The sequence below is a fragment of the Alkalicoccobacillus plakortidis genome, from assembly GCF_023703085.1.
GTDB classification, from domain to species: domain Bacteria; phylum Bacillota; class Bacilli; order Bacillales; family Bacillaceae_D; genus Alkalicoccobacillus; species Alkalicoccobacillus plakortidis.
In genome coordinates this window covers 90,479-104,844 of record NZ_JAMQJY010000003.1, presented here as the reverse complement: position 1 = coordinate 104,844, position 14,366 = coordinate 90,479, and the positions used below count along the sequence as shown (strand labels likewise).

The 14,366-nt window shown below is 42.0% G+C and carries 10 protein-coding genes and 2 pseudogenes; 9 read left to right on the top strand and 3 right to left on the bottom strand.

The window, feature by feature from the left end; genetic code table 11:
• The first annotated feature begins 8 nt into the window (after window positions 1-8).
• The 9 genes and pseudogenes from NDM98_RS17925 to ald all read left to right on the top strand — a co-directional run bounded on the left by NDM98_RS17925 (window position 9) and on the right by ald (window position 10,590).
• A complete protein-coding gene (locus NDM98_RS17925) occupies window positions 9-1,661 on the top strand; it encodes a DUF6382 domain-containing protein (protein WP_251610590.1) in 1,653 nt (550 codons plus the stop codon).
• A gap of 6 nt (window positions 1,662-1,667) precedes the next feature.
• Window positions 1,668-2,606: a PP2C family protein-serine/threonine phosphatase gene (locus tag NDM98_RS17920; RefSeq protein WP_251610588.1), complete on the top strand. Its 939-nt coding sequence runs from the start codon at window positions 1,668-1,670 to the stop codon at window positions 2,604-2,606.
• Between the two features lie 4 nt (window positions 2,607-2,610).
• Complete coding sequence (locus tag NDM98_RS17915) at window positions 2,611-2,931, top strand: protein kinase domain-containing protein (protein ID WP_251610586.1); 321 nt, start codon at window positions 2,611-2,613, stop codon at window positions 2,929-2,931.
• On the top strand, window positions 2,903-3,352 hold the full coding sequence (locus NDM98_RS17910; protein ID WP_251610584.1) for a serine/threonine protein kinase: 450 nt from the start codon (window positions 2,903-2,905) through the stop codon (window positions 3,350-3,352). The genes NDM98_RS17915 and NDM98_RS17910 overlap by 29 nt, the downstream gene beginning before the upstream one ends.
• Before the next feature lie 203 nt (window positions 3,353-3,555).
• Window positions 3,556-5,037, top strand: a complete 1,482-nt coding sequence (locus NDM98_RS17905; RefSeq protein ID WP_251610582.1) for a type VII secretion protein EssB/YukC — start codon at window positions 3,556-3,558, stop codon at window positions 5,035-5,037.
• A gap of 99 nt (window positions 5,038-5,136) precedes the next feature.
• A pseudogene (locus tag NDM98_RS17900) lies at window positions 5,137-6,352 on the top strand (threonine synthase).
• 299 nt (window positions 6,353-6,651) lie between these two features.
• The gene (locus tag NDM98_RS17895; RefSeq protein ID WP_251610580.1) at window positions 6,652-8,079 is read left to right on the top strand and encodes a cryptochrome/photolyase family protein; all 1,428 of its coding nucleotides are present in this window, start codon (window positions 6,652-6,654) and stop codon (window positions 8,077-8,079) included.
• Window positions 8,080-8,153: 74 nt separating this feature from the next.
• Entirely contained in the window at window positions 8,154-9,350 is a 1,197-nt protein-coding gene (locus NDM98_RS17890) for a PucR family transcriptional regulator (protein WP_251610578.1), read from the top strand.
• A gap of 123 nt (window positions 9,351-9,473) precedes the next feature.
• Window positions 9,474-10,590 (top strand): annotated as a pseudogene (gene ald, locus NDM98_RS17885) (alanine dehydrogenase).
• An 82-nt stretch (window positions 10,591-10,672) separates the two neighbouring features.
• Here the strand turns inward: ald and NDM98_RS17880 are convergent.
• From NDM98_RS17880 to rarD, 3 genes are all read right to left on the bottom strand, one after another.
• Complete coding sequence (locus NDM98_RS17880; protein WP_251610576.1) at window positions 10,673-11,887, bottom strand: CynX/NimT family MFS transporter; 1,215 nt, start codon at window positions 11,885-11,887, stop codon at window positions 10,673-10,675.
• Window positions 11,888-11,966: 79 nt separating this feature from the next.
• Complete coding sequence (locus NDM98_RS17875) at window positions 11,967-13,004, bottom strand: lactonase family protein (protein ID WP_251610574.1); 1,038 nt, start codon at window positions 13,002-13,004, stop codon at window positions 11,967-11,969.
• A gap of 19 nt (window positions 13,005-13,023) precedes the next feature.
• Window positions 13,024-13,929: an EamA family transporter RarD gene (gene rarD, locus NDM98_RS17870; RefSeq protein ID WP_251610573.1), complete on the bottom strand. Its 906-nt coding sequence runs from the start codon at window positions 13,927-13,929 to the stop codon at window positions 13,024-13,026.
• Between the last annotated feature and the right edge of the window lie 437 nt (window positions 13,930-14,366).

Genomic DNA, 14,366 nt, shown 5'->3' with positions numbered 1-14,366 from the left:
GAGAACGAATGGGTCATTCCATTTATGGATTACAGTATGAGTTTCAGCAAAAGAATGGTCGTCATATGATTGTTGGGGAAAAAGGGGAACGTCGTCTGCAGGGTGATGATTTAATTCCGCTTCAATTAAAGATGATGCAGTCGAATCAGATTCCGAATCTTCTGCCCTTATCTGTGGAAGAAGTTGATTTTAATGTTCGTCTTTATTTTGATGTGACGGCGAAACAACCACTTTCCGAATACTTAGAACAGAAATCATTGACGTCTCATGAATTTTATCACTTATTTTTATCAATCATTAATACGCTTGAACAAAGTAAATTGTACATGCTGAATGAGCATCAATATGTCTTGCAAGAGGACTACATTTATATTGGAAAGAACCTTCAGCATCTCTACGTCACGTATCTGCCTGTTCAAGAGCTTGAGAAGGAGCATACAGCAACCGAGGAGTTAAAGTCATTACTACTTCGTGTAGGTAAAAAGGTAAATGGTCTTCAAGGAACGGAGTTTAATCATCTGGCTTCGTATACAGAGGATGTTTCTTTTAGTTTCGCTGGTTTAAAGGAGTTACTATTACGGCAACAACAACTCCGCCCTCAAGCTGGTTTTGCACAAGGCTATACTCAGCAGCAAGACCAACATTCAGGTCAACCATCTATCCAGCAAGAGCAACAGCAGCAATCATACTCACCTTCCTACTCGCAACAATCTGGAACGAATCAATATGCTAACTCGCAACAAAAGTCATCAGACCAGTCTGCTGAGCCAAAGTCAAAGAAACCGAAAAAAGAGAAAGCTAAAAAGCCAGCTAGTACTGGGAAAAAGGAACAGGTATTGACTGGTAAAAACAAACTCTATACAGCGGTTTTTGGACTCCTTGGAATTGTGATTGTTTGGCAGCTATTAGGCTTTAATTATGGCGGAGTGGCGTTCCTTTCAAGTATCGCATTAACAGTAGTTATTATCGCTGCTGTAATCTTTCTATGCTTTTTCTATAAGAAAGCAACGGGTGCAAAAGAAGAACAACCGAAAAAGGAAGTGGCAGCCGGTCGCGATTTGAATCAGCAACAATCTGTTAATGGTGGCTACACAAGTTATAATCAATCACCAAGCTATAACCAGGGTGTGTATCAAACGCCATCAACACCTACGCCGGTAATGAATCAGCCTGTTTCTATGCCAGAACCACAGGCTAGTCCGGTTGCAGCAACTCCTGTTACGCAGACAGCTACTGCGGTAGCTCCTGAGCCAGCTCCAAGTGTTCCTGCAGAGCCATCTTATGGTGTGGATACGAGCTTATTATCAGATGATACGGTTTTACTTGAAGAGGAGGAGGAACAAGCTGTAGAAGAAGTGATGACGTGGCCAACCTTACACATTGAGCGTGAAAACGGTCCTGAGGAACTGACGATATCTGAGAGCAACTTTGTGATTGGACGTAATTCTGACTCCTCCCAATATGTGGAGCAGAGTACGGGTGTTTCTCGGATGCATATAGAGTTTGTTCGGATTGAAAATAGCTACAGTGTCAAAGACCTAGGATCAAAAAATGGCACCAAAGTGAATGATCAGGTTTTGGTTCCTTATAAGCTCCACTCACTTGAGGTTGGTGACAAGATTCAAATTGGAAAAGCGACGTATGAATTTAAGTGGGAGTAGACATCTATGGACGCACAACCCAATTGGCAGATAGGTCTGTCTACGGACACTGGTCCGGTAAAAATAGAAAATGAAGATGCCTATATTTGGCGTGTGTTTGAGGATGATCAAAGGCGGCAGGTGTTGATGATTGCTGTGGCTGATGGTATGGGTGGATCAGAGAATGGGGCGGCGGCTAGTCAGCTAGCCAAAAGAGTACTTGAGCAGTGGTGGGATAAGCGCATAAAACGCACGATGCGAAGTGAGCAACCCCTACAGCAACTCATGAGTGAGGTTGAACCATTACTTGAAACGATTGATCAAAAACTGTTAGCGAATGGTTCTAAAAATGGAACCACGCTATCGATACTGTTTATGTTTCAAGGTCAATATGCCGTAGCACATATTGGTGACAGCAGAATTTATCAGCTAACAGGCAACCAATCGGGATTACAAAACTACTTTAGGCAAAATCAACCACTTGATTTAAAGGAACAGGATACGGAATCTCTTGAAAGCGAATCGGATTTGATTCAGCTGACGGAGGACCATTCATGGGTAGAGCAGCAGATTAAAAGAGGGCTGCTAACCAGGGAACAGGCCAGAACTCATCATAAACGTAATGTGTTAACACAGTGTTTGGGCATTGAGAAGGGCATAAAAGTAAATGAGCAGCTTGGTGTGTATCAAGCGAGTGATTTGTTTCTACTTTGTAGTGATGGGTTTTATTCCTTATTTTCAGATGAGGAGATGACTCAAACTCTACGTGGTCTGGAAAATGAATATACCGATCTACAATCGATGTCCGACTACCTTGTAAAATTAGCTAATTATTCAGGTGCGTACGATAATATCACGGTGCTGCTGGTCCGTCATATGCCTGTTGACTCACAAGCTCCTTTTGTGGAGGAACGGTCTCTTACTTCTTGGCTCTCTCCTTTTCTGAAGCGAAAGAAAGCTAGGTGAGGACATGGCAAAACATGATATTCATCTAGAAGCTGGAGAGATTTTACGCGAGAGATACAAAATCATACGGCATATTGGCTCAGGCGGTATGGCCATTGTGTACCTAGCTGCAGATTTGCAGGATGAGTCCAAGCAATGGGCAGTAAAAATAGCGGATATGGACAAAAAAATGGCACGCAGATTGTCATCAGAGGGACGAGTGCTGAGTGAATTACAGCATGAAAACCTGCCGCAGATTGCAGACTTTTTTTACTCAAATGATAAACGCTATGTCTATCTTGTTCAAGAGTATATAGATGGCGAGTCCTTACTCCAAGCTGTTTGAGAATCGTACCAAACCTTTTTCACAGCTGTTTGTGCTTGATCTAGCTATTCAATTGACTGAGATCCTTGAATATCTTCATGCACAAAAGCCTGCGATCATTTATCGTGATCTAAAGCCGGGTAATCTGATGCTGACGAAGGATGGAAGGCTTAAGCTGATTGATTTTGGTATTGCACGACGGTATGACGTGCACAAAGTAAAGGATACGTTGCAAATTGGTACGGTTGGTTTTGCAGCACCAGAGCAGTTTGAGAAACGGCAATCTGATACAAGAACTGATTTATTTTCACTTGGTTCCTTAATGTACTTTTTCTTATCAGGTGGGAAGTTTGTGTACATCACTCAAAAGCCTCTTCGAACGTTTCGAAAGGGCTTAAGCAGAGACGTTGCTAAAATCATTCACCAGCTTGTCCAGGCATGAACCAGAGAAACGAATTCAATCAGCACAAGATTTAAAACAGCGATTGGAAAAGGCTAAATCACAGCTGGTTAGACAAATGGAGAGGCAAGCTAAAAAAGGCTGGTTGATTACATCCTATATTGCTTCATCCGTCTTTTTACTTGCTGTTATACTCTATATTTTTATCGACCAATTTTAAAAACACAATGGTAGGAGGGATCAAGGTGGCTCGTCATTCATTACCTAAAGGTACAATAATCGAAGGAATAGAAGAGATTTTGGTGGAACTACCGGTTAAAGAAACTCGTGTACAAGCGGAGGAACAGCTGGAAGAGCTAAGCCGTGCAGATGAAATTTTTCTAGAGTGTTCTTCATATGGCATTGAAGAAGAGATCTTAACGATCCGTTATCATTTACCTAAAGGGTATAAAGGTTTAAGTAGTTGGACTGGGTTAAGTCAGGAGCAAAAACAAGAGATAGCCAAGAATATTCTTCGGATTCGCCGGATTGAAGGTAGTCAATTCACTACATATGTGGATCCTGTAAATATTTATGCGGATGAGAGTGGGGATGTCAAATTTGCTCATCGAGGCATACGTGCTGTCCTGCCACCAGAGCAACACGAAAGCAAAGTATTTGTGTATCGTTTAAAATGCTTAATTATCTCACTTTTTACGACTCACACCTTTGAAGATTTGATCGAAAGAGGATTGGGTGAGCTTCAATCGGATGAAGGCTTAACTGGTGCACTTTTTGCAGCAAAATCACTTGATGAGTTAGAGGCTGCGTTAGCGGAAATCTATCCAGCACCTGTACCAGTGAAAAAGCCAGAACCAGAAGCACTGGTACAACAAGAGGCACCAATTCAGCCAGCTACACCAGTTTACCAACAAGCACCCCAAGCTCCACAGCAGGCTCAAGCAAAGACTCAAGAAGCTCCTAAAAAGCCGGCGAAGAAAAGCTATATGACATTAATTGGTTCGATTGTGGCCGGCCTTCTAATTGGCGTTATCTTAACCTATAGTGTCTTGGCCGATCGAGCGAGCTCACAAGTGAGTCAGGTAACTGCACAATCAAGTGATGAAGTGGCAGCACTCGAAACGGAGAAAGAAGAACTGCAGACAACGGTGAGTTCTCAAGATCAAAGCTTAGAAGCGTATCGCCTATTGGGAGTTGGTGAACGGGACCAAGCGATCGAAGCCTTCGAATCGATGGGAGATCTTACTGATCAAGATAAGGAATCATTAAAACGATTGTATATTGGTCATGATAATCCAGAAGTGGTGGTCAAAGCAGCAAGCTTAGATGGAGCGTATGCAGCTGATACAGCATCAAGACTTGTGGCACTCAATTCTGATGCTGCTAGAGAGACACTTATGACCATTGAGTCTAAGTCACCATATGTTCAGCTTGAGCAAGCATGGAATGATCGTCAATTTGAACGAGTCCATGAACTTGCAAATGGGGAATTGAGTGATAGCGAGCGAGCGCAAAAGCTTTCGGCTGAGAGTTATTACCAAGAAGATAACCTGGATGAAGCATGGAAAAAGTCGAATGAACTAGAAGACATAGGTCTGAAGATCCGAATTAAAGAGAAAGACATTAAAAAGGTTGAAGATGATGATGATTTAGACGATGATGAGAAGAAGGATGAAATTGATAAACTAAATGATGATATTAGTGATCTCAAAGATCAACAAGATTAATAGAATCATTTTGAGTTCATTGCTGTACCTAGTGTCCTTGTGACTGGTACAGCTTTTTTTTGAAGGGGAAAGTAGACGAGTATTGAGGGAGGATTAGGCATGAGATACAGCTATGTTTCACATCTAGAATGTCCAAAATGTGATCTAACTTATCACAAAGATGAGGTGCACCATCTGTGTGAGTGTGGATCTCCTTTATTAGTGAGATATGATTTAGAGACATTATCACAAGAGCTCGACCCAAGTGTTTTTACAGATCGAGAAAACACGTTATGGAGGTATCATGAGTTATTACCGGTTGAAGAGACGGCACATGTTGTTAGTCTTGGAGAAGGCATGACACCACTGGTACCCATGACAAAGCTTGGGAAAGAGATGGGTTTGTTTCATTTATATATGAAGGATGAGGGCATGGTGCCAAGCGGTTCCTTTAAAGCCAGAGGAGCAGCTGTTGGAATCTCAAAAGCCAAGGAGTTAGGTATCAAAGAAATTGCGATGCCGACCAATGGGAATGCTTGGAGCAGCCTGGTCCCTTTATGCAGCTCGTGCTGATATAAAAGCAACAATTGTCATGCCAGTTGATGCACCGGAGATTACACGTAGAGAATGTGTGGTAGCAGGTGCAAATCTTCATTTAATTGATGGACTAATTAGTGATGCGGGTAAGGTTGTCGCTCAAGCTGTAGCGGATTATGGATTGTACGATGCATCTACATTAAAAGAACCTTACCGGATAGAAGGCAAAAAAACAATGGGGCTTGAGCTTGCTGAGCAGATGAATTGGTCGATGCCAAACGTGATCTTATACCCAACTGGTGGCGGAGTTGGTTTGATCGGCATTTATAAGGCCTTACTGGAACTAAAGGAAATGGGTTGGGTTGAAGGCAATCTTCCAAGATTAGTGGCGGTACAAGCTACAGGTTGCGCACCAATTGTACAAGCTTGGCAGGATAAAAAGACGTCCTCCGAATTTTGGGAGAACTCAACAACACAAGCCTTTGGAATTAATGTACCAAAAGCACTTGGAGACTTCCTTGTGCTAGATGCAATCTACAAAACAAATGGTTGTGCCATCGCGATTGATGATGAAACCATGCTGAAGGAACTCCAAAGAGTTGGAGAACTAGAAGGAGCCTTTATCTGCCCAGAGGGTGCCGCTGCCTTTGCTGCTGCTCGAGAGCTGAAGCAGAAGGCATGGATAGGGGAAGAAGAAACGGTGGTTATCCTAAACACAGGACAAGGCATCAAATACCCAGAAACCATCACACTCGATCCTCCTGTGTTAAAAAAGGGAGAATATCTAACACGGTCGTAAATAAACAAAAGCTGCCCCAACCACTTGGGACAGCTTCTTTTTGATGTATAATTGCGACAACCTTTTATTAAAATACAAATGAAAGGACAGCACCTATTACTACAATTGCACCAATAATCATTAATATTGTACGTACCATGTTTTTATCATCCTCTCACGTTTTGTTACTTCTACAATTCCTTATTTCACAGAATTGAAACATGTTAATTAATTCCACTATCTGAGTTAAGTCTAGATCTGTTTAGATTGTGTAAAAGAAGGAAATAGAAAAGAATTGAGTTAATAAAGGCGGGGGAAAAATGGGTACAACTGTTGTTTGGTTTAGAAGAGATCTGCGTTTGCATGATCATACCGCACTATCGAAGGCGGTAGCTTCATTAGGCAAGGAGGATGCACTACTTGCCTTATTTTATATTCAGCCTACTTTAAATGAGACCTTTACAGCTAGGCACGATTATTATTATGAGACATTAATGAAACATGTGGAAAAATGTGAAGAAAAAGGCTTGCCGATTCATTTTGTGACGGGGAGCATGGAGCAAGCGTTTAGTCACTTGCAAGATCAGGTGTCAGATCTCGATCAGTTCTTTTTTAACGTGGATGAGACAGGTGGAGGTGCCAAAAGAGATCAAGAGGTGAAGGATTTCTTTGAATCAACCTCAGTTGCGATCTACCCTTGTATCGATCATACGATTCATGGAGCAGAAGAAGTGAAGAAGCAGGATGGGCAGTTATACAAGGTGTTCTCTTCTTACTATAAGCAATGGCAGCAGCTACAAAAGCCGTCTATCCAAAAAATTGATCTAAAAAAAATGAAAGAATACGCAATTGATCAACGAGATCTTTTTAAAAGAGGGACAAACGCTTATCAAAAATTAATGGAGACAAAAACCGGTAAGTGGAAGTATGCAGGAGAGGATTATGGACTTAATCGATTAGAGGAGTTTACTCATAGCAGGATGTATGATTATAAGAAAAATCGTGACTTTCCTGCGTTAACAGGTACAAGCATGTTATCGCCATATTTGCGAACAGGTGCCGTCTCAGCTCGAACCGTTTATCATACGATTGTGGATGAGCTTGCAGATCAAGCCAATGCCCAAGGACCAGATACATATATCCAGGAACTTGCATGGCGAGATTTTTATAATATGATCTATTTTCAGTTTCCAGAGAGCAAAGATCAAGAGCTTATTGAAAAGTATCGAGGTATGGAGTGGAATGTAGACGCAGAACTACTTGAATCCTGGAAAAAAGGCGAAACGGGTTTTCCGGTCATTGATGCAGCCATGAGGCAATTAAATCAGATTGGGTGGATGCACAACCGATTGCGCATGGCGGTAGCCTCCTTCCTCACAAAGGACTTGTTGATGGACTGGCGAGAGGGTGAGCGTTATTTTGAAGAGATGCTAATAGATTACGAACCAGCATCTAATATTGGTGGTTGGCAGTGGGCTTCATCAACGGGAACGGATGCGGCTCCATACTTTCGTATCTTTAACCCCACTCGTCAATCCGAACGTTTTGATGCAGAAGGAGATTTTATCCGTAAGTATGTGCCAGAACTAAAGAATGTACCAACAAAATATATTCACGCCCCGGAAAAAATGCCAGAAGACACTCAAGAAGAAGCAGGATGTATCATAGGTAAGCATTATCCGAAGCCAATTGTAGACCACTCTACGATGCGTAAGCGTGCACTTGAGCTTTATAAAGAGAAGGGCTAATAGCTATAGTCAATCTGATTGTCTGCTTGCTATAATGGAAAAAAAGCTTGAGCACGATGATTGCGAGGAATGCTATGACACGTACAACATCTCACGCTTTTCGCCAACCCTTTAGATCCCTTGAGGAATTTGCCGAGATGATTAGCTTTTATCTACATTGTCCGGTGACTATTGAAGATGCAAACCATCAACTACTTGCATATAGTACGCATGGTGATGGCGCAGACGAAGCCAGAATCTCAACCATTATATCAAGACGAGTTCCGGAAAAACTCATTAATCGTTTTTGGAAGGACGGCATTATTCCTGCGCTTAATCAAACAAGGGAACCCGTTCGAGTGCCAGAAATTCAAGAGTTTGGTCTTGGGAGCCGGGTGGCTGTTTCGATTTGGAAGCATGACGAGGTCCTGGGTTATATTTGGGTATCGGATCATCAGCAAAAGCTGTTAGACACTGAAATTGAATTGTTAAAAGATGCAGCAGCAACAGCGAAACAAGAACTTCTGAAGCTTAGTAGGCAACGAAAGCAAACGCATAAAAGCCGTCAAGAATTATTGTGGCAGCTGTTGCTGGGTGATTATTCAGATAGGATCCATTCGGAGCTGTATCTTGCCCAAATCCAATCTAATGATCCTGTTTTTATAAGCATTTTAGTCTTTGAAGAGCAGGATGAAGAATCAAAACGCCACATTGAGTACATGCTACAAGCTTCTTATCAAGACACCATTCCATTATTTTTATGGGACGATCGCAAGCTCATTTGTTTAGTGAAGGCAAAGGATGTACAAGATCGCCGTCTGTTTTTGCAGAAGCTTACAGGGCAGCTTCAGGAGCGCTTTGTCATCAAACAGAAGGAGAGCTGCTGTGGTTCATTTGTAAATGGGTATGATAGCATTTCGAAAAGTTATCAAGAGGCGATACACATTCTTTCCCTTAAAAAAAGGTACCCTGAAGAGCTTGATACAGCCCACATCTACCAAGATCTTGGTGTTTTTAAATACGTTGATCAGTTATCAGAGGCAATATGTATACATCCAGGTATTGAATTAATAAAAGATTATGATACGAAGCAAGGCACACAATTGTTTGAGACATTGGTTTTACTTTTAAAACGAGACGGCAATATGAACGAGGTAGCCAAGCAACTTCATGTACATGTTAATACCTTAACCTATAGAGTCAAACGCCTTGAAAGTATCGGCAACTTTTCACTAAAGGATCCAAGCGATCGTATGGGTCTTTACCTAGATCTAATCATGATGGACAAATAAAAACGTTCTGTTTGTTAAAATAAACAAATAGAGCGTTTTTCGTTTTGGAAATATCACGATGTCAGACAGGTCTTCTTTTACTATACTAAAAAAAGGGAATAGTAGAGTGTAGGAGGAATGGATATGATTATTGCGATACCAAAAGAAATCAAAAACAATGAGAACCGAGTGGCTATCACACCAAGCTGGAGTGTCTACACTTGTTGATGGAGGACATCAGCTATTTATTGAAGTTGGAGCAGGAGAAGGGAGTGGCTTCTCCGACTATGAATATGAAATCGCTGGTGCGACGATTGTACAAACAGCAAAAGAAACGTGGCAAACAGCAGAGATGGTCATTAAGGTAAAGGAGCCTTTAGAATCAGAGTATCTTTATTTTCGCGAGGGACTGATTCTCTTTACGTATCTTCACCTTGCAGCTGAACCAAAACTTGCAAAAGCATTGGCTGATAGTGGTGTAACAGCAATTGCCTACGAAACGGTTGAAGTGAACAGGACCCTTCCGTTGTTAACGCCAATGAGTGAAGTGGCAGGGCGTATGGCAACGCAGATCGGCGCACAGTTTTTAGAAAAACCTAAAGGCGGCAAAGGCATTCTTCTCGGCGGTGTACCAGGAGTGAAGCGTGGCAAAGTGGCGATTATTGGAGCTGGTGTAGTAGGCACAAATGCGGCCAAAATCGCTGTAGGTCTTGGGGCAGATGTGACAATGCTTGATTTAAGTGCAGAACGATTAAGACAGATTGATGATCAATTCGGAAGAGATGTGCACACAATTATGTCTAACCCATTGAACATTGCTGAGGCCGTTCAAGAGGCTGATCTTGTTATTGGAGCTGTGCTGATACCTGGAGCAAAAGCACCAAAATTGGTTTCAGAGCAAATGATTCAATCAATGAAACCAGGCAGTGTAGTGGTTGATGTCGCCATTGACCAAGGTGGAATTATTGAAACAGCGGATACGATCACAACACATGATGATCCGACGTATACAAAGCACAGTATTATCCACTACGCTGTTGCCAACATGCCCGGTGCTGTGCCACGTACATCAACAATCGCACTAACAAACGTGACCATACCGTACGCAAAACAAATTGCCGATAAAGGACCAAAACAGGCGATGCTTGATAACCCATCACTTGCTCTTGGGTTAAATGTGGCAAACGGTAGAATAACCTATGAAGCCGTTGCACGTGATCTCGGATATACGTATGCGACGCTTGAAGAGGCGTTAAGCTGATCTTTTAACAGGACAAGAACATAATAAAATAAAAAACAAGCGAACTGGACAACGTGTCTGTTTCGCTTGTTTTTTAATTATTTTAGTTGCCGGCTTCTAATTCACGTACTGCATATTGATTCCGTCCAGCTCCAAGTCCTGTAATGACCATCGCAGCTAGGATCACGATGAATAAGAGCAATGGCGCTGTCCATGTATGAAAGAAGTCAAAGACCAATCCGATGACAATTGGACCTGACGCAGCAAGAAGATAGCCGAGGGATTGAGACATTCCTGATAGTTTGGATGCTTGTTTGGCGTTTGCACTTCGTAATCCAATTAACGTCAAAGCAAGACTAATACTAGATCCAGAAGCAAGTCCCATTAGAATGATTGAGATCACAAGAAACGTTGTACTTCCTCCAATAATTAATCCGCAAACTCCCAATGTGTAAAAAATACTGATAACAATGACAATCGCACGTTGATCTTTCATTTTGCCTGCAATAATTGGTGCTAGAAAGTTGCCTGGAAGTCCAGCGAACTGCATCAATGAGAGCATCCATCCGGCAGCCGCAATATTCATACCGTGGCTTTGCATGATTTCCGGTAACCAAGCAACGGATGAGTAAAAAAGGAATGACTGCAAACCCATAAAAAGTGTGACCTGCCAGGCGATTGGCGATTTCCATAGTGAACTCGATAAGGGTTGAACTTCTTCTGGCCGTGGTTCACTATTTTTTCCGCGTAGCTGCGGCACCCAAACAGCAAGCCCAAGCAGAACGAGTCCACCCCATAAAAAGAGTGTGGTGTTCCATCCAAGTCCAGCTCCTTCAGCAAGAGGTACAGTAATACCGGATGCTAGGGCAGCAAAAACAGACATCAAGGTGGAATAAACACTTGTAATTAAGCCAACTTTTAAAGGGAAATGTAGCTTGGCAAGCCCGGGTAATAGCACATTACAAATAGCAATACCGACTCCAACTAAAGCTGTTCCAATAAATAAAAAGGATAAGAACCCAGTGGCACGCAACACAATGCCCAGTAAAAGCACACATAGGCCGGCTACAATGGCGCCTTCAAACCCAAGTTTTTGACCAATCCTTGGGGCAATGGGAGAAAGAATAGCAAATGATAACAAAGGAAGAGTTGTAATAAGGCCAGCAGCTCCATTTGATAATCCAAAGTCTGTACGAATGGATCCAATGACTGGTCCAACGGATGTGATAGCTGGACGCAAGTTAAACGCAATAACGGCAATTCCAAGTATAAGTAATAGGTTCTTTTTGTTCGAAAAAAAATGGCTGTGTTGATTCATGATGCAGTAGCTCCTTTATAATCAGACCAAAAAACGGGCTTCTATACAGATAACCTGCATAGAAGCCGTTTATACTCGTTTACTTTAAAAACTTGATACATACTGGCTTGGACACATTAATGGATGAATCGAGCTGTGTAATCGTTCCATCCTCTTGATTTCGTTCAAATAAAACAACATTACCCGTTTCTTCATTAGAAACAATGACAAAATCTTCGGTTGGATCAAGGACAAAATCTCTTGGCCAGTTACCCGCTGAAGGCACACGTTGGATAAGGGAAAGCTCACCTGAATATGGATTCACTTCATAAACAACAATGCTGTCATGTCCTCTGTTAGCCGCATAAACAAATCGTCCATCTGAAGAAATGTGAATCGCACTACCTTGACTATTTTCTAGAAAATCATCAGGAAGGGTAGAAACAACTTGTACCTCTTTGAATGCGTTTGGTACATCATCATAAGCAAGGGTAACTATTTCATTGCTAATCTCAGTGAACACATACACATATTTTTCCTTTGGATGGAACGCAAGATGTCTAGGTCCAGATCCAGGATTAAAGGTATAACTACCGACTTCCGTTAACTTTTGATTTTCATATGAATAAGTGACGAGCTGATCTGTTCCTAGATCAACGGCAACAACATATTGGTTATCTGGAGTGAATCCGGCATAATGCGCATGTGGTTTTTCTTGACGCTCATGTGGACCAGTTCCTACATGCTGGGCATAAGAAGCTGCTGGAGTAACGCCACCATCTGCTTGAAGTGGGAAAAGCGTAATTCTACCACTGTGGTAGTTGGCCGTGACTGCTGCCCCTTCGTTTACACTTACGTGGCAAGGTGATCCATCATCCGTTAATTCGGTAGTAAGATGAGTCAGTTTACCAGTCTCTTTGTCAATTTTAAATGAAGCGACTCCACCTTCTGATCCGTCCTTTACTACTGAATACAAGTGAGTTTGATCCTCATCCAGATTAACGTATGTAGGATTTCCTAACTCCGCTGCTACCTCAAGATTTTGTAAGGCTTTCTTTTCAGTATCAAGAGTGAAAGTATAAATTCCTTTACTATCCTCTTTTGTGTAGGTTCCAATATATCCTCGAAATAAACTCATTGAACAGTCTCCTTTCAATTTAAAGACCTAAGCTTGGTTGTTGTGTATTTGCTAATTTTTTCGAACGTCTTCTTGTATTTAACTTTGAATACGTGAAGAGACCTAAAGCAATCCAAATACAGATAAAGGCTGCTAGTTGAATGCTTGAAAATGGTTCATGATAAATAAAGACTCCAATAATCAGCATAAACGTCGGCGCAATATACTGCAAGAATCCAATCACCGTAAAGCTGAGCTTCTGAGCAGCAGCTGCAAACAGAAGGAGCGGAATAGCGGTAATAACTCCAGTTCCCGCGAGTACAAGCATGGTTGATGCAGACTCTGAAAAATATGATGCATCAGGAAGCAAAATCAGAAAAAGAAGAGCAAAGGGAGCCATTAAAAGTGTTTCAACAGTTAATCCAGTCCACGGTCGAATGGGGACAGATCGTTTAATGAACCCATAAGAACAAAATGATATCGCTAGTAGAATTGATGCCCACGGAACATGGCCATAATAAATCGTTAAGATTAAAACCCCAACAAACGCTAACACGACCGAATATTTCTCAAGCCTCGTTAATTGTTCCTTTAGAATAACAGTTGCTAAAAGCACATTCATTAACGGATTAATATAATATCCAAGACTTGCATCAATAATTCGGTCACTATTCACCGCAAAAATAAAGATAAACCAATTCGCTGTAATGAGCACAGATGCTGCAGAGATTGCAATCAGACTTTTTTTGTTTTGCCAAACAACCTTCATTTCACGCAACACTTCCATAAGCTTACCCATTATAACTAGGGCAATCACCATAAAAATAAATGCCCAAATAATGCGATACGCTAACACCTCTGCAGACGATACATCACCTGCCATCTTCCAATAAAGAGGCATCACACCCCATAGCACATATGCCCCGGCTCCCAATAAAACAGCCATAGTAGCCTCATTTTGCCTATTCATTCATTCACCTGATTCACTCTAAATTTTATAACCTATAATCACTAATCATACCTCAACTATTTAGAGAAAAGAAAGAAATGAATCTTGGGTAAATATTTGAAGGAGATGGTTTCGGCGTGACCCGTTGGGGGAGTGCGGAGGAAACAAGCAAGGACAAGGGAAATAAGGAATAAAAATGTCCGTTTTTATGAAGTGAAATTGAATTTGAGGGTGGGAGCAAGATGGATAGACCGTCGCGCGCGGAGGGGAGGACGCCGTGAGTGGAAAGGATGGTGCCGCATGTAGAAAGGAGGATCTCGCGTGTGGGAGGAGGCCGCCGCATGTAGAAAGGAGGATCTCGCATGTGGGAAGAGGCCACCGCATGTAGAAAGGAGGGTCTTGCGTGTGGGAAGAGGCCGCCGCGTGTAGAAAGA

Coding starts and splice junctions, on each gene's coding strand:
- NDM98_RS17925 (WP_251610590.1), top strand. CDS start 9: ATGGGTCATTCCATTTATGGATTACAGTATGAGTTTCAGCAAAAGAAT.
- NDM98_RS17875 (WP_251610574.1), bottom strand. CDS start 13,004: ATGAGTTTATTTCGAGGATATATTGGAACCTACACAAAAGAGGATAGT.
- NDM98_RS17895 (WP_251610580.1), top strand. CDS start 6,652: ATGGGTACAACTGTTGTTTGGTTTAGAAGAGATCTGCGTTTGCATGAT.
- rarD (WP_251610573.1), bottom strand. CDS start 13,929: ATGGCTGTTTTATTGGGAGCCGGGGCATATGTGCTATGGGGTGTGATG.
- NDM98_RS17880 (WP_251610576.1), bottom strand. CDS start 11,887: ATGAATCAACACAGCCATTTTTTTTCGAACAAAAAGAACCTATTACTT.
- NDM98_RS17915 (WP_251610586.1), top strand. CDS start 2,611: ATGGCAAAACATGATATTCATCTAGAAGCTGGAGAGATTTTACGCGAG.
- NDM98_RS17910 (WP_251610584.1), top strand. CDS start 2,903: ATGGCGAGTCCTTACTCCAAGCTGTTTGAGAATCGTACCAAACCTTTT.
- NDM98_RS17890 (WP_251610578.1), top strand. CDS start 8,154: ATGACACGTACAACATCTCACGCTTTTCGCCAACCCTTTAGATCCCTT.
- NDM98_RS17920 (WP_251610588.1), top strand. CDS start 1,668: ATGGACGCACAACCCAATTGGCAGATAGGTCTGTCTACGGACACTGGT.